The sequence below is a fragment of the Caballeronia sordidicola genome (assembly GCF_000729995.1).
Taxonomy (GTDB): Bacteria; Pseudomonadota; Gammaproteobacteria; order Burkholderiales; family Burkholderiaceae; genus Caballeronia; species Caballeronia sordidicola_A.
This window is the reverse complement of the sequence record NZ_JNFG01000006.1, coordinates 186,251-205,296: the sequence shown is the minus strand read 5'-3', so window position 1 is coordinate 205,296 and position 19,046 is coordinate 186,251. Positions and strand designations below refer to the sequence as shown.

The following is a 19,046-nucleotide window of genomic DNA, read 5'->3' as shown; positions in this document are numbered from 1 at the left end:
GTCTTCGCGATGCAAGTACAACTTGTATCCATCGGGCCCAGGAGACACGTGGGCCATCACGTACCAGGCGTATAAAACAAAAATGGATTCCAAAATCCGGATTATCGTGGCAGACGATCATGCTGCTGTGCGAGAGGGCATCCGCATCTGGCTTGAGCGAGACCCGCGAGTAAACGTAGTGGCTACGGCTGTAGACACTGAATCGCTCGCAGACCGGATCGACAATTTTCCATGCGATGTCGTGATATCCGACATTGGCATGCGAGGCATTAATGGCGAAAACAACGCCATAGCGTTTCTACGGCGTTTCCTGAGGCAGGTGCAGCGGCCGCGCGTGATCATCGTAACCATGATCGCGCAGCCCCAAATGCTGACGGGGTTGCTGGAACTGGGCGTGGACGGTCTGGTCGACAAGCGCGATTGCATGGATGCGCTGAATCAGGCGGTTATCGAGGTGATCGACGGCGGACGTTTCGTCTCGAAGCACGCAGGGGCGCTCCTGGGCAACGAACTCGTCAATACAGGCGGTCGCGCCGGCGTACTGAGCGCCCGTGAATGGCAGGTTTTCCAGTTGTACGCGAGCGGCTTATCGCTACTCAGCATTGCGCAACGTCTGAAGCGCAGCGTGAAAACCATTGGTACGCAAAAACGCAGCGCGATGCGTAAGCTTGGGCTGAAAAACGAGACCGAACTGATCGATTATTTGAGACAAATCGGGCTAGCGTAACGCTGAAACTACGTCGGGATTCCTTTTCCAATCGACACCACCAGAATCGGATAGCCAACAAATCAACGCGCATTGTTTCTCAGAAATATTTAGGAATGCTCCGATTAAATCGAGATGCCTTTCGCTCCAGACTTGAACGCTTTACTTCGCCAATACGTGTGGTCCAGACGAACTTCCTGTTCGGTCGGGCGTGTGTCGGCCGAGGGCGAATTTCAGACGGGGTGACGGCATGTTCAAGAAACTGATGGGCGAGTGCGTGGGAAGCTTTTCGCTTGTCTTCTTCGGCTGCGGCAGCACCGCGCTAACGAGTGGTTATTTTCGCCCTGACATGGGCCTCGTTTGCCAAGCTGTGGCCTTCGGCCTTGCGGCAACCACGCTTGTCTATGTTCTACGTCCCGTTTGCGCCGCTCATTTCAATCCCGCGGTCACGGTCGGCTTCGCGATCGCCAACCGGTTTCCCGTGCGGGACCTCCTACCGACCATAGCCGCTCAGCTGAGTGGAGCGACCGCCGGCGCTTGGCTCTTATATATCGTTGCGAGCGCACGCCCAGGAATCCCGCCCAATCTCATCGCGTTCGGCGCCAATGGTTACGGGGCTCATTCGCCGGCCGGGTATCAGATGCACGCCGCGCTGATCGTCGAGGCGCTGATGACCTTCGTGTTCGTCCTCGTGACTCTCTCGGTCGCGTCCGGCAGACACGCGCGTTTCAACACCGCGGTGCTGATCGGGCTGTCGCTGACGTTGTGTTCGCTGCTCGCCATTCCGGTGACAAACGCGTCGATGAATCCCGCCCGGTCCACGGGCGTTGCGCTCGTGGTCGGTGGTTGGGCACTCGATCAGCTCTGGCTTTTCTGGGCGGCGCCGCTCGCGGGCGGCGTGCTGGCCGGTCTCTTCCATCCCATTCTCCAGCGCAGCGCAACGAGCAAGAGCGAGCCGCTTACGTGCGTCGGCCGTATCGACGGCGGGCTGGACAAGCAGGTGTCGTAAGGAGTGAAAATCATGTTCCCTCCCTCCATCCTCCGCCTGGTTCGCCTGATGACGCTGTTTATGCTCGTGTGCGCAGCATCGAGCGTTTCGGCTGATCCTATGCGTGTCGAAACCGCGAAGCAAATCGAGCAAGACTATTCGGCCCCGATCCGCGTCGAATCCCGGGTTCGCCGCTCAGAACCCATGCACGAAGGCGCGGGTACCGAACAGTCGCAGACGCTGAGCCTGAGCGTCGACGAACGCGCCTATTTGCACTCGCTGCCGCGTCTTACTGTGGGCGTCGACACTAGTTGGGCGCCGTTCACCTATGTGGATTCCACTGGCGAGCCGAGTGGAATCGCAATGGCATACACGACGTATTTATCGAAGGCGCTCCATATCGATTTCGAGCGGCGTGTGTATTCGAATTGGGCCGATGCGCTGCATGCCTTTGCTCGCGGCCAGGTCGACATGGTCACTACGACCGAGCGCGAGACGCCGCGTCTTGCCGGAGGGATTTCGACCGGATCGGTAGCGGACTTTCCGTTGGTGGTTGTCGGGCGGCTGGATGAGCCGGCGATGAAGGATCTCGGAGAGGCGTCGGCGCGGCGTATCGTAGTGACGGCGCGTCTGGCGGCTAGCGGGCGGCCTGGCAATGTGCCGCGGGACGCGACGCTTATCGTTGCGCCGAACCTGAATGCCGCCCTCGACCGGGTGGCTCGAGGCGAGGCCGATTTGCTCGTCGGCGATCTCGTCGCCGTGGATATCGCGCTCTCCGCGCGTTATGAAGACGACCTGAAGATCGTCGGAATGGCCGGCGAGTTCGAACACTTGAGTTTTGCGTTGCGTCCGGAGTTCAGCCAGCTTGTGCCGCTGATCGACCGTGCGTTGCGCGCCATGCCGGCTGCCGATAAACAGCGCATCCGCGCCGCACGTCAGGCCGCGTTCGACCCGCCGCCGGGCGGCTGGAGCGTCACCGCCATGCGGCTGTTGCCAGCATTGATTGCTATTGGCGTGGTGCTGGCTGTCACGTTGCGCGCGTTCATCCTCCTCCAGCGCGAAATGGCAAAGCGCGTGGAAACGGAGCAGCGCCTCGCTACGCAACTCAGTTTCCAGCAGACCATGATGGAGGTCGTGCCGTATCCGCTGGTCGCGAAAGATCGTGAGAACCGGTATATAGCGGTGAATCGTGCGTTCGAAAAGACGCTCGGGCTGAGGCGCGAGGACATCATAGGACGCACGGCGCTCGAGGTTCAATCCTGGGGACCCGATAACAGCCGGCGCCTGCATGATCTCGCCGGCATGAGCATCACGCATGGTCGGCGCGAGCAGGTCGAAATCGACTTTCGCGATCGCGACGGCATGCCGCGCCACGGGCTCTTCTGGACCGGCGCATTTACGTCGGCGAATGGGGCAATGGCGGGTGTTGTCGGCACCATGATCGACATCACGGATATCCGCGACGCTGAAATGCGGGCGCGCGAAAACGAACGCCGCCTGCACGACGTCACGCGCTCGCTGCCGGCAGTCGTGTTTCAGTTGCGGCGCGCGAAGGATGGGTCGTACAGCTTCCCGTACATCGGCGGCGATACACGTCATTTATTCGGCGTCGATCTCGCGACGCTTGGCAACGACCTGGCGGCGGGCTTATCGCTGATTCACGCGGACGACAAGCGCAGTGTGCTCGACTCGATCGAACGTTCGGCGCTCACGCTCGAGCCGGTTCACAAGGAGTTTCGCTCGATTGTCGACGAGGGCCGCCGCTGGATTCGTGCGGAACTCGTGGCGCACCGCGAGGCGGATGACGTGGTGGTCTGGAATGGCTATTGGGTCGACGCCAGTGTTGAGCGTGCACGAGCTGACGAACTCGCCGCGGCGCGCGATGCCGCCGAAGCGGCCTCACGCGCCAAGGACGATTTTCTTGCAATGATGAGCCACGAGATTCGTACGCCCATGAACGGCGTGCTCGGATTGGTGGAAGTCTTCGAGAACACGCCGCTCAATCCCGACCAGTCGCAGATGCTCGGCATGATCCAGGATTCGGCGAGCGCGTTGCTGCAGATTCTCGACGACCTGCTCGACTATTCGAAGATCGAGGCCGGGCGTCTCACCATCGAGTCGATGCCGATCGACCTGCGTGAATTGGTCGATAACGCCGTCGGTTTGCTTGCAGGACGAGCGCATGAAAAAGGCTTGCGGGTGCGGGTGGACGTTTCGCCGGACATTGCGGCGAGCTTGCGTGGCGATAGCGTGCGACTGCGGCAAGTGCTGTTCAATCTGCTAAGCAATGCCATCAAGTTCACGATGAAAGGCGAAGTCGCCCTCTCGGTGAATCTGGTGAATGGCGCGCATGGCAAGCATAACGCGCACGGTGTGCAGACCGTGGAACTGGTCGTGGAAGATACCGGCATTGGCATTGCCGCCGACGCGCATGCGAGCCTGTTCGAGCCGTTCGTGCAGGCGGAATCATCCACTACACGCCGCTTCGGCGGTACGGGCCTCGGCTTGACAATCTGTCACAAGCTGGTCGAGTTGATGAGCGGAACGCTGGAACTGAAAAGCCAGGTGGGTGTCGGCACGCGAATGATCGTGCGGCTCGACATGCCGGTGGAAACGGCGAACTATCAGATCGATGGCTTGCGGGGCAAGAGCGGGATTATTGCTATCGACGATCAGCGCGTGGCGCGCGCGCTGGTCGATTATGGTCAGGCGCTCGGCCTCAATCTGATAATCCGGTCTCGCGAAGACGCCGCGCTGCGTGATCCGCGTACCTTCGACGGCGTCGATCTCGTGTTTCTCAGCGAAACTCATCCGGAAGCGCTGCCGCTGAAAACGCGTGTCATTCACGTCACGGAAAAGCCGAAACCTACGGGTTATCGCATTCTCGACAACGACATTCGCGTAAGCGTCAATCCGATCTCCTGGCGCGGCCTGGGTGCTGCTTGCGTGGCCGCGTTGACGGGGTTGCCGCAGCTTGTGTCGCGTGCGACGCGGGGTATCGATACGAACAGCGAGCCTCCCGACCGCGAGCGCGCACTCCGCATGGGACGGCTTGTGCTGGTCGCGGAAGATCATCCGGTGAACCAGGCGCTGATCCGGCATCAACTGGCGCTGCTTGGCTTCGCGTGCGACGTGGTGCCGGATGGCGTCGAAGCGCTCGCCGCACTCAAGCACACGCACTATGGTTTTCTCATCACGGACTGCCATATGCCGAACATGACCGGCTATGAACTCGCACGGCGCGTGCGCGCGAGCGAGCTGGGGTTGTCGAAGAGATTGCCGATCCTGGGCATTACCGCGAGCACCGCGCCCGAGGAGCCCTCCATGTGCCGCGAAGCCGGCATGGACGACTGCTTCGTCAAGCCCACGCGGCTCGTCACGTTGCGTGACCATTTGAATCGATGGCGTGCCATGGACAGCGGACCGGCGGCGCCGGAACCGGTTGTTGTCGAGGAACAGGATATTGAGACCTTCGACGCAGAAACCGATGAGATCGATCTGGGCTACATGACGCAACTCTGGGGCAGTGAGACCACGGTCAAGGCGTTGCTCGACGCATTCGTGTCGTCGTTCCGCGATGATCTCGACACGCTCAGAGCCCTGCTCGACGGCGGCAGCGTGGCGCAGTTGCGCGAGTGGCACCATCGAGTGATCGGAGCGGCTAGCGTGTTGCAGTATCGGCCGTTGCAGATTGCGCTCGATAACTTTCGGCACGATCTCGTCGATAAACCCGATGCCCTTCGACGCGAAGATGGCGCGGCGCTGATCGTGCGCTGCGAGGTATTGCTTGAGCGCATTAAGGCGCAATGCTCGGAAATGGCATGATGTTGGCGGACTAAGACACAGCCAACAAAACGGGCCGATTCCAACGCAGGTTGGATCGGCCCGATTGTTCGTCGTGCCGGTGCTTTCAAGCCCTTTAAAACAGTGCGTTCATCGCCGAGTCCCTCCTGAAGTGCGCGAGCGCGAAATCAACAAACGAACGAGTTTTCGCGGACACGTGACGGCGCCCTGGATACACCAGCGACACTTCCTTGTCCGCGTTACTGACCGTGTAGTCAGTGAGCAAACGCACGAGCGCACCGTGCTGAAGGTCGTCCGCGACATGGCTTTCCGGCAGGGCGGTGACGCCCATTCCCGACAGCGCGGCTTGTTGAAGCATTTGCGAATTGTTGACCGTGTAATCCGGATCGATGACGATATCTTCGTCCTCGCCTGCTGGGCCCGTGAACGACCACGTGGACCCGTGTATATCTGCTGACGGTGACAGGAACGCGTGAGCGGCAAGATCCGCGGGCCTCAGCGGGACGCCGTGTTTCGCGAGGTAATCCGGTGCAGCCACAATAACCGGCGTCACCTTGAACAAAGGCCGATTGATCAACGTGCCGCTATTCACCATGCGCGGCACGACAATCCCGACATCGAAACCCTCATCCACGAGATCCACCGGCCGATGCAGCAGCGTGAGACGTAACTTCACGTTGGGAAACGCCTCGCGATACTCACACAGCAGCGGCGTAAGTCCGAATAATGAGAACGACGCCGATGCCACGAGCTTCAGCGTGCCGGAGGGATCGAACGATGTTTGCGACACGGTCGACTCAATCGACTCGACCTGTTCTATCACTGCGCGGCAGCCTTCGGCGTACGACGCGCCGGCTTCGGTGAGCGACACGCTTCGCGTCGTGCGGTTGAGCAGTCGCGTATTGAGATGCGCCTCGAGCAACGCGACGTAACGTGTAATGACAGCGTTCGATAACTCTAGCGCAGCCGCGGCCCGGCCGAACGACCCGGTTTCAGCGACCTTCACGAAAACGCGCATGGCTTGAAGATGATTCATTGACCGACCGATGAACAAGGAGTCGCCCCGTATATGTCACGCCTCGGGGCCGAAAAAGACGCAAGTAAGATCTGTCTTTCTCAAGCCTCTCACTCGCGTGCGCGATGCTAAGCGGGTGGGGCTATCGATGAAATAGGAATAGGACGAAAGCCGACCAAAGTACGCTTGTGTCGTGCGGTTGCGACTGTCGCAACTCTGCAACGCGTACAACTAATTAGGTATCCAGAGGTTAATTCGAGATAGTCAGAATGCCTGACGGAACAAGCGTTTGAGCGAAAGGAAACCCTATTTTTCGACTTATTCAAAAAGCCTTTTGTGTGTGCCTTGATGGTTTGGTTAAAAGCCAGCGCCCTAAACTTTGTTTCAGCCGAATCACGGTGTCCGGTGAAGACCGGAAACGAGTCGCCTTGATGTCACGCAGGAAGGCGTCGCGTTATGCAACCAGTCGAGTCGTCAGACTCATTAAAGGGATCACACATGAAAAAGACTCTGATCGTCGCGGCCGTTGCCGCTTCTTTTGCGACCGCCGCAAATGCGCAGAGCAGCGTTACGCTGTACGGCCTTATCGATGCTGGCTTCACCTATGTGAACAACGAAGCTGCTAGCAATGTTGCCAAGGGCAGCGCTGCAGCATTCCGCCTGTCGAGCGGCAACATCAACGGTAGCCGTTGGGGCCTGAGGGGCACGGAAGACCTCGGCGGCGGCATGAAGGCAATCTTCACGTTGGAAAGCGGTTTCAGCATGGGCGATGGTTCGGCAGGTCAAGGTCCGGCCAAGACGGTCGCGAATCCGAACCCGAGCGGCCGTGAGTTTGGTCGTCAGGCATTTGCTGGTATCTCGACGGCGCAGTTCGGCACCGTAACGCTTGGTCGCCAGTATGACTCCGTGGTCGACTATCTCGCGCCGATGACAGCTACCGGTAGCTGGGGTGGTACGTACTTCGCGCATCCGTTCGACAACGACAATGCCGACAACTCGTTCCGCGTCAATAACTCGGTCAAGTACCAGAGCGCGAATTACTCTGGCTTCACGTTCGGCGGCTTGTATGGCTTCTCCAATCAGGCTGGTGGATTCGGTAACAACCGTGCTTACAGCGCTGGCGCACAATATGCGAACGGCCCGTTCAAGATTGCAGCGGCGTACCTGCAGCTGCAAAATCCGACCACCAACGCTGGCGGTGCGGTAAACGACGAGGCCGGCGCAGCGAATACGGTGTCGAATCTGGTGCAGAATCCGGTTCAGACGCAACGTACGTACGGTGTCGGCGCGAACTACGCGATCGGTCCTGTAACGGTTGGCGGTGCCTGGACGCAAAGCCGCTTCCAGTTCGCGGTGGGCGATTCCACAGCGCGCTTCAACAACTATGAAGTGAATGCACGTTACGCATTGACGCCGGCATTGGCTCTTGGCGCCGCGTACACGTACACCGATGTGAAGGGTTACACCACGGGCTCGAACAACAACGACCACATGAAGTTCCATCAGTTCGGTTTGCAGACGGACTACTCGTTGTCCAAGCGTACGGACATCTATGCGGAAGGCATCGTTCAGCTGGGTAAGCAGGGTGCTGAAGCGCAAGTGTATGGTACGAACGCCAACTCGGTTCACGGCAACCAAGTTGTGGTTACGACGGGTATTCGTCACCGCTTCTGATTTGCTGAAAGTTTGACGTAGTAACGAAAAGGCGCCGCGAGGTGCCTTTTCGCGTTTCCAGCCTGGTATCGGCTACCCGGGTTCATGGGCAACGGCGCAACACGCAAAATGCACTACTATGGCGCGACGATGAGCAGACGACTCGTCCACTCGTCAGTCACCCAGGGGAGAGCAAACATGTTCACGAGATTCAGTCTGCGTAACAGTGTGTTGGGTTTGAGCGTTGTGTTGATGTCGTCCGTTGCGTCAATAGCGTCGAGTCCGGCTTTCGCCGACACCGTCGCTTTGCAAGCGAACCTGCAACCGTCGAGTGAAGTGCCACCGCGCGTGAGCAAGGGGCACGGCGCGCTGAAAGCCACCTTCGACACGACGTCCAAGACACTGCAGTGGACCGTGACGTACGCCGAATTGTCGGGTCCCGCGACCATGGCCCATTTCCACGGCCCCGCGCCTGTCGGACAGAACGCAAAGGTACAGGTTGCTATCGACAAGAACGCGCTGCCCAGTCCTATCAGCGGACAGGCCACGCTTTCTGAGCAACAGGCGACCGACCTGCTGGCCGGCCAGTACTACTTCAATATCCATACCGAGCAGAACCCGACTGGGGAAATTCGCGGGCAAGTCATGCCGGCGAACTGAATCTATCGGCCAATGGTGCAGCTTCCGCAAGACGCGGCTCGATACACAGCCTCACGGGCGATCGTATGATCGGCGTTTGCCCGAACAGGAGTCGCGATGAGTTGGCAAAGTACGCTGGCGTGCTGGGCTTTACGGCGCTGGACCCGTCCAGAGACGGCGAAGCCCGGAATTGATGTCGCACGCGCACGCGCGATGACGTCAAAACGCATGTGGTTACCGAAGGTCCCCGCCGGCTGGCATCTCGTAGAACAGTACGGCGAGCACGACGCGCCGTTTCGCGGCGAGTGGCTAACGCCTGACACGCCATCCGATATGACGATCCTCTATCTGCACGGCGGCGGGTATTACTTCTGTTCGCCCGCTACGCATCGCGGGATCGTTTTCCCTTTCGCCACGCGCTCAGGCGCACGCACTTTTTCCCTCGAATACCGGCTGGCGCCTGAACACCCGTTTCCCGCGGCGCTGGATGACACGCTGGCTGCCTATCGAAGGCTGTTGGCCGATGGCGTATCGCCAGCGTGTTTGGTCATTGCCGGAGATTCAGCAGGCGGTGGGCTCGCACTGGCCACGCTGCTCGCTTTACGCGATGCCGGCGATCCGCTTCCCGCGGGCGCCGTGATGTTTTCACCATGGACGGACCTCGCGGCGACCGGCGCGTCGATCACGACCAACGAGGGCCGCGATCCCATGTTCCACGGCAGGGCGTTTGCGCCGGCGGGGAGGCTTTATGCGGGAGAAACCGACGTGCGTCACCCGTACGTGTCGCCGCTATATGGTCGGTTCGACGGACTGCCACCGCTATTTTTCCAGATTGGCGATACCGAAGTGTTGTTCGACGATTCCACGCGCGCAGCAGAGAAAGCTCGCGCGGCGGGTGTGAGCGTGGAGCTCAACGTCTGGCCGAAGATGCCGCACGTCTTCCAGATGTTCGCGCCGTTCATGCCGGAGGCAAACCGCGCGTTGGAAGAAGCGGCGGCGTTCGTGCGCCGGGTCACGGCTGCGCAAGCCGTGGAAACACCGCAAACAAGCTAGCGGTTCACTTCCCGCTCGCTATATCGATGGTCTGAAAAGCGCGCTCGACCGCCAGTTGCCCGTATTGGCGCTCCAGCCGGCGCACGGTGAAATGCCCGTGCGCCATCTGCTGGAAGTGATCCATGAAGACCGTGTTGACCATGGCGCCGAGCACTGCGCCGATCGCCGGAATCGACTTGGCGGCGACTTGTTCGCTCACCTGCACCGAAAACCGCGACGCCACTGTCTGCAAGAACTTGAGGAGTGCGGTCGACCCGTGTCCGCTCAAACCCTTCGACGCAATCTCGCTCGTCGCCTTCGACACCGACTGCGCCAAGGTCCCACGCACGATGAAATAGCCGATATCCGCGTTGTCGTCGCTGGAACTCGGGCCGCCCATGCCGAGCACCATCAGGCATTGCAACTGCGTATCGATCAGATGCACGTCTTCGCCCTCGCTACGCGCAATGTCGCAAATCGAGCGAAACATCAGCGTGGTGGTGACAGGCAATTCCACCGGCAGCGCGAACAGTCCAAACGCGCCGCCAGCCGCGCCAGTAGTCGCGACGGCCAGCTTGTGCATCAGGTTGTGCGGCTTTTCGGGCGGCAGCACCACGCCGTCGATGGTGCTTTTACTCAGCGTGCGCAACGCGAGTTGCAGGCATTTCTTCAGTGCGGCCTGAGTCGCATCGTCGATTTTTTCCTGCGCGACAGTCGGCATTTTCGCCATCAGCTTCTCGATGGGCGAGCCGACCAGGCTCGCCAGTTTCATCGTGAGCGACGGGCTTTCCAGCGCTTCCTTGGCGCGGCGCAATGAAGCAAGATCTCCCTGCGATAGGGGCGAAGCGGCGATTGGCGTCGGTTCCATGGCGGATTTCTAAAGGGTTGAGAAGGCGTCTGGCCTGGGATTACAGCCTTTCACCGTGCTATGATTCGCGTTCTGTTGACAAGTCAATCATTGCGGTATCAAAAAATGGCCGTTCATACTGCCGAGCATCACTCCGCAGGACAAGTGCTCCCGTTTCGCGAATCGCTGATGGCGATGCTGGGCGTCTGCTTCGTGACCATGCTGGTCGCGCTCGATCAAACCGTGGTCGGGACGGCGTTGCCGACCATCGTCGCAGAACTCAGGGGTTTTGACCTCTACGCCTGGGTCGCCACTTCATACTTGCTCACGTCCGTCATCACCGTGCCAATTTTCGGGCGGCTCGGCGACTATTACGGGCGCAAGCCGTTCGTGATCGCGTCAATCGTCGTGTTCACCGTTGCATCCGCGCTTTGCGGCCTCGCCAACAACATGCTCTTCCTCGTGCTTGCGCGCGGCCTTCAGGGCATTGGCGGCGGCATGCTGGTCGGCACTGCGTTTGCCTGCATCGCCGATCTCTTTCCTGACTCCGTCGTGCGCCTTCGCTGGCAAGTGATGATGAGTTCGGCGTTCGGTATTGCGAACGCGGTCGGTCCGTCGCTTGGCGGGATTCTGACTCAATACTACGGTTGGCGCTCCGTGTTCTACGTGAATCTGCCCGTGGGCCTGCTATCGGTCTTTTTCGTCTGGCGTTTCCTGCCGCATCTTCGGCACGTCAAGCATGAAGGCAAGATGCGTCTGGACTGGCAAGGCGCGGGCCTGATCGCGATTGCGCTCGGTTCGCTGCAATTGTTCGTCGAAATGTTGCCGAAGCACGGCTTATCGGCGGAGTCACTGATTTTGCTGGTTGTGAGCGTTGCGTCCGGTTTCGCGCTCTGGAAGTGGGAACGGCGCTGCGATTACGCCATTCTTCCCGTCGATATGTTCCGCAACAAGAGCCTGTCCGCGCTCTTCACACTGGCAATTCTCGGCGGTTTCTCGATGTTTTCGCTGCTGTTTTACGCGCCGCTGCTGTTCCAGGGTGGTTTTGGGATGTCGCCGAAAGACGCCGGGCTGATGATCACGCCGCTGGTGGTGTTCATTACGATCGGCAGTATCGTGAATGGCCGGATCGTGACCCGTGTGAAGAATCCCAACGCCATGTTGTTCGTCGGTTTCGCGCTGCTCGCGGTGGCGTGTCTCGGCGTGGTGATCGCCACGCGCTCAATGCCGCGTCCGCTGTTGATGGCGTTCATGGTGCTGGGCGGAATGGGGCTGGGTTTTGTCATGCCGAACCTCACCGTGTTCGCGCAGTTGACTGCGGGAAGAGAACATCTGGGAATTGCGACGGCGCTGCTGCAGTCGCTGCGAATGATTGGCGGGATGATCGGCACGGCGCTGACCGGCACGCTGATCGGCCATCTGTATGCGAGCGGCGTGCAGCTCGCACTCGATAAAGACAACGCCACCCACTGGCTCAGCGACCTGAGCGATCCGCAGATCCTGATCAACCATGACGCGCAGACCACGTTGCTCTCGCAGCTCGCGAACGCCGGTCATAACGGCGCGATGTTGCTTGAATCGGCGCGCGAATCCCTGGTTGCGGCCATTCACATCGGTTTGGCGGTGGCGGCGGTTGTGGCGGTAGTGGCTGTGTGGCAATCGCGTCGCGTACCGACGGTGCGTTTGAAGGGCGCGAAAATCGAACCGTCGATCGTGGCCGAATGAGCTCGATATCCGAAACCAGGCGTGCCAAGGGCACTACGGGCGCGAACGACACGCAAACGCGCAACGCTGAAGCAACCAGCATCAAAGCGGTTAGCCGGGAATCAACCAGCATGGACGAAACGGAACGTATTGCCTTCATACACCAGTTCGGACGCACTTATCGTGTGTTCATGCAGGCGTTCGAATCGCAGGTCGGTCATCCGATGCCGCGCTGGCGCATCCTGCTCGCGCTGCACGAGCACGCGGGCGAGTTGTCGCAGAAGCGGCTGGTGGAGCGGTTGCGCGTGGACCCGGGCGCGCTCACGCGGCAGTTGAAGACGCTGGAGACGCTGGGCTGGATTACGCGCAGTGTCGATCAGCGGGACAACCGGGTATCGAACGTAATTCTCACCGATGCCGGCCGCGCCGTGACTGAAGCCGGGATGCCGCGCCGCAATGAGTTCCTTCACGAAACGCTGTCGACGCTTCCCGATGACGCCGTCACGGCGCTCTCCGACGCGTTGCGCACGCTGGAGCAACGGATTCAAGAAGTGGCCGCGGGAACGGCCGAGGTGAGCGGCACAGACAGCGCCGCCCTTCCCGACGAAGCCTAGAACGACGTTTCGATCACTTCCTTCACGCGGTATTTTGTATCGAGGACCAAAATCTGGCGCCATTTGTCGAACGTCAGGCAGGGGTGAGAGATGTCAAACGCGATCATGTCGCCGACCTTGATGTCATCGCCCGGCTTGATTCGCAAATACGCGTGCTGATCCATCATGCCGAAAATCTCCCAGCCTTCATCCGTTTGGATATCGCGCGGCCATTGCGTGCCGGGACGGAAGTGGCGCGCGGGTTCGGGCATCCCGGAGTCGAACGCGGCATCGCGTTTTCCCAGGCCGATGATCACGCGATCCGGCTCCGGAATCGACTGCACGTAGGCCCACAATTGCAGCGCCGGTTTCAACCCTTCGCCCATTTTCTTCGCGATCGGATTGCGCGCGAAAATCTCGTTCTGCGCTTTCTTATAGACACCCACGTCGTGCGTCAGATAACAGCCCGGACGCAGGATGACTTCGATTGCGTCGCTATTCGCTTTCGCGAATTCATCGGCGACAACGTCGTACCACGCCGATCCCGCACCCGACAGAATGGCCGGCTTGCGTTCGATCTTGCCGTCGGCGACCAGCTTGCGCGTGACGTCGACCGCGTTCTGTAAAAACGCGCGGACCTTCGATTCGTCCTGCAGTACACCTTCATAGATTTCGACGCCCGTGAGCTTCACGGCATCGGGCCAGCGTGCAATGGCGGCCAGCACCGCGTCGCGCTGCGCGTCGTCGCGAATACCGGTCCGGCCGCCCGCCACGCCGAGTTCGAGCAGCACGTTCACGTGCTTGTTCACATCGCTGAAATACGCGCCGAGCTGGTCGACGTTGTCCGCAGAATCCACCAGGCAATGGAACTCGAAGCCCGGGTCCGTGAGCAGCTCCGCGATCATGCCCATGTTGCGTTTGCCGACCAATTGGTTCGCCATCAGCACACGATGCACACCGCCGCGATACGCCGCGCGCACTTGATGCGCGGTGGCAAGCGTGATGCCCCACGCGCCGGCTTCCAGCTGGCGGCGAAACAATTGCGGCGCCATGGTTGTCTTGCCGTGCGGCGCGAGTTTGACGCCGTATTCGGCCACGAAGGCCTGCATCCACTTCAGGTTGTGCTCGATCCGGTCCGCGTACAGCACGGCGGCCGGCAGGCTCACGTCTTCGTCAAGCAGATTCCAGTCAAGGCGCGCGGCATCCACGAGATGCACGCTGACGCCCGGCACCATGCCCAGACCCTTGCCGAAAGGGTCGATTGTCGCGCTTTGATAGTTTGTAACTTTCATGTGCTGCTACTCCATCGTTCGTTTGTATAGAGTTGGGGGCTTATACCGATGTGTTCGATTCAATATCGGGATTGACGTGAATATGGTACAGAAAGTACGATGCCCGAGACATTGTTATTTAGTACCACGCCTGGATAAAAGGGTCTCAATGAACGTTTCGTCTGAACCGCTCGCCTTCGATATCGTCGCCCGGATTGCCGAGCGCGCGCCCGAATTGCGTTCGGCGGAACGGAAGGTCGCGGCGCTCATTCTCGACGATTTGACCGGTGCATCGCGTGCCAGCATTGGCGCGCTCGCAAAAAAAGCCGAGGTCAGCATTGCGACCGTGACGCGCTTTGCCAAGGCGGTCGGATGCCAGGACGTGCGCGAGCTTAAATTGCGGCTGGCTCAGGCGGCGGCGGTCGGACAACGGTTCTTGCGCGGTGCTTCGTATGATGAAACCGACGCCGATGACCCCGCTGATTCACTCGCCGCCCGTATTTTCGACGATATCCATACTACGCTCGCTCACAATCGCGGCGCGCTGCGAGCGGCGCCGATTGCCGCTGCCGCCGACGCGCTCGCCGATGCGCAGATGATCTACGTCTTCGGCATGGGCGGCGGATCGACCGCTTTAGCCGATGAAATGCGCTTCCGACTGGTCCGGCTGGGGCGGCCGGTGGCGTCGTATCAGGATGGATTGCTGCAGCGGATGGTCGCCGCCACGCTTTCGCGCGAGCATGTAGTGGTGGCTTTATCGGTGACGGGGCAGACGCCTGAAATGGTGGAGAGCTGCAGGATCGCGCGGGAATATGGCGCGCGCGTGATTGCGCTGACCGCGCCCGCGTCGCCGCTCGCGCAATTGGCCAACTGGCTGATTCCGATCATCGCGAACGAAACTGATTTCATCTACAAGCCGTCGACGTCCCGCTACGCCATGTTGATGGCGCTTGACCTGCTCGTCACCGAACTTGCCGTGAAGCAGGGGGAGACGAGCCGCGAGCTTTTGCGGCGCATGAAACACGCGCTGGACGCTTATCGGGGTGGTGGTGTGGACGAGCGCCAGCCTTTGGGCGATTGAACTGCGCTCAAGCAAGCGCGCGAATTTTCGGGAGATAAAGCATGGCATCGGATGGAGAACACGTCGATACGCTGATCAAAGGCGCGCGGGTGATCGACGGAACGGGCGTACCGGCGGTTCGGGGCGATGTGGCCGTGAAGTATGGCCGGATTGTCGCGATCGGCGAGCTGACGGGGTGGACGGCAGAGGATGTCGTGGAGGCTGAGGGGCGCGTCCTGGCGCCGGGTTTTATCGATGTCCATACGCACGACGATACTCACGTCATTCGATCGCCGCAGATGCTGCCGAAGATATCGCAGGGTGTGACGACGGTGATTGTCGGCAATTGCGGGATCAGCGCGTCGCCGGTGACGCTGAAGGGCGAGCCGCCCGATCCGATGAACCTGCTCGGTGCACAGGGTGACTTTCAGTATCCGACGTTCGCCGCTTATATCGACGCGGTGAATGAGGCGCGGCCGGCCGTGAACGTGGGCGCGTTGATCGGGCACACGGCGTTGCGCAACAACCATATGGATCGGCTGGATCGCGGGGCATCGGCTGAGGAAATCGATGGCATGCGGGCTCAGCTGGAAGAAGCGCTGGCGAATGGCGCGCTTGGGTTGAGCAGCGGTCTTGCCTATGGTTCGGCATTCAGCGCGCCGCCGGAAGAAGTGATGGCGCTGGCCGAGCCCTTGGCCAACTCGGGCGCGTTGTACACCACGCACATGCGCACCGAATTCGATGCGATTCTCGATGCAATGGACGAGGCGTATCGCGTGGGCAAACACGCGCGTATTCCCGTCGTGATTTCGCATTTGAAGTGCGCGGGGCCATCGAATTGGGGGCGCAGCGTCGAGGTCTTGAAGTCGCTCGAAAACACGCGCGAGGGCCAGCCGGTGGGATGCGATTGTTATCCGTACAACCGGAGTTCATCGACGCTCGATTTGAAGCAGGTCACCGGCGATATCGACATCACGATCACGTGGTCGGAACCGCATCCGGAGATGGCTGGCAAGTTGATTTCGGCGATTGCCGCCGAGTGGAACGTGACGCAGCAGGAGGCGGGGAAGCGCTTGCAGCCGGCGGGCGCGGTGTATCACAACATGTCGGAGGACGATGTGCGGCGGATCCTGTCGCATCCTGCGACGATGGTTGGCTCCGACGGTTTGCCGAACGACCCGCTGCCGCATCCGCGCTTATGGGGCGCGTTCCCGCGGGTGCTCGGGCATTACGCGCGCGATACGTCGCTGGTGCCGCTCGAGGAAGCGGTGCGGAAGATGACGGGGTTATCAGCGCGACGGTTTGGGTTGTCGGAGCGCGGTCAGATTCAGGTGGGCTATCACGCGGACCTGGTGCTCTTCGATGCCGACAAGGTCCGCGATACCGCGACGTTCGCTGAACCTCGGCAAGAGGCTGACGGGATTGATGCGGTTTGGGTGAATGGGGTGCTGTCGTATCTCGACGGCGCCGTGACGGGATTGCGTGCGGGACATTTTGTGGCGCGTGGCGAGGGTTCCAGACTCGATGCGCATGGGCACTTTTGATTAACGTTGAGGATAGGCAATGAAACGATATGGCGTAGAAGGCGGAAAGGGACAGGGCGGCGCGGTGATGCCGTTTTCTCGGGCTGTTGAAGCGGATGGATGGTTGTTTGTTTCAGGCCAGACGCCGATGGAAAATGGCGAAGTGATCGAGGGCGGGATTGTGGCCCAATCACATAAGGCGATTCAAAATGTTTTCGCGATTTTGAAGGAAGCCGGGTATGGCGCGGAGCATGTAGTTCGGTGCGGCGTATGGCTTGATGATCCGCGCGACTTCGCTTCGTTTAACAAGGTCTTCAAAGAGTACTTCGGTGAACATCCGCCGGCGCGCGCTTGCGTGGTTTCATCGATGGTGATCGATTGCAAGGTTGAAGTGGATTGCGTGGCTTATAAGAAGGCTTAACGGGTGGTTTGTTCGCGCCGGTTGCCGGTTAATGCCAACCCGGCGCGAATTCCTTTATTGCCGCGCCAGTCGCGCGTTATCCGGCAACGGCAGATTGAAGTTGGTCCTGAACGGATTGATATCCAGTCCGCCGCGCCGTGTATATCGCGCATAAACGGCGAGACGTTCCGGTTTGCATTCACGCATCACATCCAGGAATATCTGTTCAACGCATTGCTCGTGAAACCCGGTGTGTTCGCGATAAGAAATGATATATCGCAGCAATCCTGCATGATCGATGGGCACACCAACATAACGAATCTGCACGCTGCCCCAATCCGGTTGCCCGGTCACCGGACAATTCGATTTCAGCAAGTTCGAAAACAGCGTCTCATCGACCGGCGATTCGCCAAAAGAGGCACGCAGTAACGAAGGATCGGGGGCATAAACATCGGCATCCAGATCGAGCCGATCCAGCGATAACCCTTCAAACTCTTCCATCTTGAGCTTTACGCCAAACTCATACGGCGGGACAAGCTGCACAGACACATTCGCACCGCAAACCGCGGAAACGTCCTTGCGAATCGCCGCACGAACCTCATCGATAGACTCAAACGCCGTCTGCGAGAAAGATCCCAGATACAGCTTGAACGACTTCGACTCAACGATATTCGGTGAATCAGCCGGCACGATGAACGTCGCCACCGCGATCTGCGGTTTGCCTTTCTTGTTCAGCCACGAAAGCTCGTAGGCATTCCAGATATCGGTGCCGAAAAATGGCAGCGGACCCGTCTGCCCGAGCGCGTCGCGTCCCGGCCTGCGGCCGATAGGAAAAAGCAGCGCCGGATCGTACCGTTCGCTGTAGTGGACCGGCTTGCCAAGGGAAGACTGTTCGGGCGTATTCATGATGATGCGTTCGATATGCCACTCGGAACGTGCCCCGTCGCTGTCACGACACGAGCCGACTCGCAATGGCCAATTTGGTCGTCGAAGAAAAAGTCGGGTTCGAACTGGCCGAGAAACGGGCCTTTGTTCAATCCACCGAGGAACATCGCTTCGTCGATTTCGATGTTCCAGGCCATCAACGTCCGGATCGCCCGCTCATGAGCCGGCGCCGATCGCGCCGTGACAAGCGCCGTGCGAATGCGCATCCGCGTGGTGTCGTGGCTAAGTTTTTGCAGCTTATGAAGCGCTTCCAGCAACGGTTTCAACGGGCCGTTCATCAACGGCAATTCCTTCTTGCCGACTTCATGTTCCACAAAGGCCGGCAAACCCCGCGCCTGGAACACTTGCTCAGCTTCGTCGGAGAAAAGCACGGCATCACCGTCGAAAGCAATCCGAATTTCGTCAGGATACCGGCTCGCGGCAAGCGGCGCTCGCGGCACGACCGTCGCGGCGGGAAAGCCGGCGGCGAGAGCATCGCGGACATCGGCGGAATTCGCCGATAGAAACAGCGACGCCCGAAACGGCTCCAGATAACCGAACGGCGACCCGCCGCGCGTGAACACGCCGCGCTCGATCGCCAAGCCGTGTTCCTTGCACGAACTGAACGCGCGTAAGCCGCTGATGGGATCGCTGCGCGACAGGATCACGACTTCCACGCGCCGTTCGCCATCCACATTCAATGCGAGCAATTTCTCGATCAGCGAGAACGCGATGCCGGGTTTGGCCGGCACATGAAGCCGCGAACGCTGCAGCGCTTCGTATTCACGCAAGTCGCCGGCTTCGTAGACTTCGTTTTCTTCTTCGAAGTCGAACAGCGCCCGCGATGAAATCGCGACGACCAGCTTGTCGTCCAGCGTGAACGCCAT

The 19,046-nt window shown here is 60.0% G+C and carries 16 protein-coding genes; 11 read left to right on the top strand and 5 right to left on the bottom strand.

Features of this window, described 5'->3' with window-relative positions; translation table 11 throughout:
• Positions 1-82: 82 nt before the first annotated feature.
• From FH08_RS0106665 to FH08_RS0106655, 3 genes are all read left to right on the top strand, one after another.
• Positions 83-727, top strand: a complete 645-nt coding sequence (locus FH08_RS0106665) for a response regulator transcription factor (protein WP_031357580.1) — start codon at positions 83-85, stop codon at positions 725-727.
• A gap of 229 nt (positions 728-956) precedes the next feature.
• Positions 957-1,715 (top strand): aquaporin, encoded by a 759-nt coding sequence (locus FH08_RS0106660; protein WP_063771168.1) that lies wholly within the window; start codon positions 957-959, stop codon positions 1,713-1,715.
• Positions 1,716-1,727: 12 nt separating this feature from the next.
• Positions 1,728-5,519 carry an ATP-binding protein gene (locus FH08_RS0106655; RefSeq protein WP_051887824.1) on the top strand — a complete coding sequence of 1,264 codons (3,792 nt, stop codon included), beginning with the start codon at positions 1,728-1,730 and terminating at the stop codon, positions 5,517-5,519.
• A gap of 94 nt (positions 5,520-5,613) precedes the next feature.
• Here FH08_RS0106655 and FH08_RS0106650 read toward each other — a convergent pair whose 3' ends face one another.
• Positions 5,614-6,534 carry a LysR family transcriptional regulator gene (locus FH08_RS0106650; protein WP_031357577.1) on the bottom strand — a complete coding sequence of 307 codons (921 nt, stop codon included), beginning with the start codon at positions 6,532-6,534 and terminating at the stop codon, positions 5,614-5,616.
• Between the two features lie 477 nt (positions 6,535-7,011).
• Between FH08_RS0106650 and FH08_RS0106645 the strand changes: the two genes are divergently transcribed.
• The 3 genes from FH08_RS0106645 to FH08_RS0106635 all read left to right on the top strand — a co-directional run bounded on the left by FH08_RS0106645 (position 7,012) and on the right by FH08_RS0106635 (position 9,858).
• Positions 7,012-8,187, top strand: coding sequence for a porin (locus FH08_RS0106645; protein ID WP_031357576.1), 1,176 nt, complete (start codon positions 7,012-7,014; stop codon positions 8,185-8,187).
• Positions 8,188-8,418: 231 nt separating this feature from the next.
• Entirely contained in the window at positions 8,419-8,826 is a 408-nt protein-coding gene (locus FH08_RS0106640; protein ID WP_419177986.1) for a CHRD domain-containing protein, read from the top strand.
• Positions 8,827-8,922: 96 nt separating this feature from the next.
• Complete coding sequence (locus FH08_RS0106635; protein ID WP_031357574.1) at positions 8,923-9,858, top strand: alpha/beta hydrolase; 936 nt, start codon at positions 8,923-8,925, stop codon at positions 9,856-9,858.
• A gap of 4 nt (positions 9,859-9,862) precedes the next feature.
• Here the strand turns inward: FH08_RS0106635 and FH08_RS0106630 are convergent, their stop codons facing one another.
• Positions 9,863-10,705 (bottom strand): EcsC family protein, encoded by an 843-nt coding sequence (locus FH08_RS0106630; RefSeq protein WP_031357573.1) that lies wholly within the window; start codon positions 10,703-10,705, stop codon positions 9,863-9,865.
• Positions 10,706-10,810: 105 nt separating this feature from the next.
• On the opposite strand from FH08_RS0106630, the gene FH08_RS0106625 reads away from it, so the two are divergent.
• Positions 10,811-12,409 carry an MDR family MFS transporter gene (locus FH08_RS0106625; protein WP_031357572.1) on the top strand — a complete coding sequence of 533 codons (1,599 nt, stop codon included), beginning with the start codon at positions 10,811-10,813 and terminating at the stop codon, positions 12,407-12,409.
• A gap of 110 nt (positions 12,410-12,519) precedes the next feature.
• On the top strand, positions 12,520-13,002 hold the full coding sequence (locus FH08_RS0106620; protein ID WP_031357571.1) for a MarR family winged helix-turn-helix transcriptional regulator: 483 nt from the start codon (positions 12,520-12,522) through the stop codon (positions 13,000-13,002).
• Here FH08_RS0106620 and FH08_RS0106615 read toward each other — a convergent pair.
• Positions 12,999-14,273: an amino acid deaminase gene (locus FH08_RS0106615; RefSeq protein ID WP_031357570.1), complete on the bottom strand. Its 1,275-nt coding sequence runs from the start codon at positions 14,271-14,273 to the stop codon at positions 12,999-13,001. The genes FH08_RS0106620 and FH08_RS0106615 overlap by 4 nt on opposite strands.
• 148 nt (positions 14,274-14,421) lie before the next feature.
• Between FH08_RS0106615 and FH08_RS0106610 the strand changes: the two genes are divergently transcribed.
• From FH08_RS0106610 to FH08_RS0106600, 3 genes are read left to right on the top strand one after another with little or no spacing between them, the layout of a single operon-like run.
• Positions 14,422-15,333, top strand: coding sequence for a MurR/RpiR family transcriptional regulator (locus FH08_RS0106610; protein ID WP_031357569.1), 912 nt, complete (start codon positions 14,422-14,424; stop codon positions 15,331-15,333).
• Between the two features lie 41 nt (positions 15,334-15,374).
• Complete coding sequence (locus FH08_RS0106605; protein ID WP_031357568.1) at positions 15,375-16,856, top strand: N-acyl-D-amino-acid deacylase family protein; 1,482 nt, start codon at positions 15,375-15,377, stop codon at positions 16,854-16,856.
• 19 nt (positions 16,857-16,875) lie between these two features.
• Complete coding sequence (locus tag FH08_RS0106600; protein WP_031357567.1) at positions 16,876-17,256, top strand: RidA family protein; 381 nt, start codon at positions 16,876-16,878, stop codon at positions 17,254-17,256.
• 54 nt (positions 17,257-17,310) lie between these two features.
• Here FH08_RS0106600 and queF read toward each other — a convergent pair whose 3' ends face one another.
• Positions 17,311-18,141: an NADPH-dependent 7-cyano-7-deazaguanine reductase QueF gene (queF, locus tag FH08_RS0106595; RefSeq protein ID WP_031357566.1), complete on the bottom strand. Its 831-nt coding sequence runs from the start codon at positions 18,139-18,141 to the stop codon at positions 17,311-17,313.
• Positions 18,138-19,046: a 5'-nucleotidase gene (locus FH08_RS0106590; protein WP_031357565.1), complete on the bottom strand. Its 909-nt coding sequence runs from the start codon at positions 19,044-19,046 to the stop codon at positions 18,138-18,140. Before FH08_RS0106590 ends, queF begins: the two co-directional genes overlap by 4 nt.

Coding starts and splice junctions, on each gene's coding strand:
- FH08_RS0106665 (WP_031357580.1), top strand. CDS start 83: ATGGATTCCAAAATCCGGATTATCGTGGCAGACGATCATGCTGCTGTG.
- FH08_RS0106660 (WP_063771168.1), top strand. CDS start 957: ATGTTCAAGAAACTGATGGGCGAGTGCGTGGGAAGCTTTTCGCTTGTC.
- FH08_RS0106655 (WP_051887824.1), top strand. CDS start 1,728: ATGTTCCCTCCCTCCATCCTCCGCCTGGTTCGCCTGATGACGCTGTTT.
- FH08_RS0106650 (WP_031357577.1), bottom strand. CDS start 6,534: ATGAATCATCTTCAAGCCATGCGCGTTTTCGTGAAGGTCGCTGAAACC.
- FH08_RS0106645 (WP_031357576.1), top strand. CDS start 7,012: ATGAAAAAGACTCTGATCGTCGCGGCCGTTGCCGCTTCTTTTGCGACC.
- FH08_RS0106640 (WP_419177986.1), top strand. CDS start 8,419: ATGTCGTCCGTTGCGTCAATAGCGTCGAGTCCGGCTTTCGCCGACACC.
- FH08_RS0106635 (WP_031357574.1), top strand. CDS start 8,923: ATGAGTTGGCAAAGTACGCTGGCGTGCTGGGCTTTACGGCGCTGGACC.
- FH08_RS0106630 (WP_031357573.1), bottom strand. CDS start 10,705: ATGGAACCGACGCCAATCGCCGCTTCGCCCCTATCGCAGGGAGATCTT.
- FH08_RS0106625 (WP_031357572.1), top strand. CDS start 10,811: ATGGCCGTTCATACTGCCGAGCATCACTCCGCAGGACAAGTGCTCCCG.
- FH08_RS0106620 (WP_031357571.1), top strand. CDS start 12,520: ATGGACGAAACGGAACGTATTGCCTTCATACACCAGTTCGGACGCACT.
- FH08_RS0106615 (WP_031357570.1), bottom strand. CDS start 14,273: ATGAAAGTTACAAACTATCAAAGCGCGACAATCGACCCTTTCGGCAAG.
- FH08_RS0106610 (WP_031357569.1), top strand. CDS start 14,422: ATGAACGTTTCGTCTGAACCGCTCGCCTTCGATATCGTCGCCCGGATT.
- FH08_RS0106605 (WP_031357568.1), top strand. CDS start 15,375: ATGGCATCGGATGGAGAACACGTCGATACGCTGATCAAAGGCGCGCGG.
- FH08_RS0106600 (WP_031357567.1), top strand. CDS start 16,876: ATGAAACGATATGGCGTAGAAGGCGGAAAGGGACAGGGCGGCGCGGTG.
- queF (WP_031357566.1), bottom strand. CDS start 18,141: ATGAATACGCCCGAACAGTCTTCCCTTGGCAAGCCGGTCCACTACAGC.
- FH08_RS0106590 (WP_031357565.1), bottom strand. CDS start 19,046: ATGGCGTTCACGCTGGACGACAAGCTGGTCGTCGCGATTTCATCGCGG.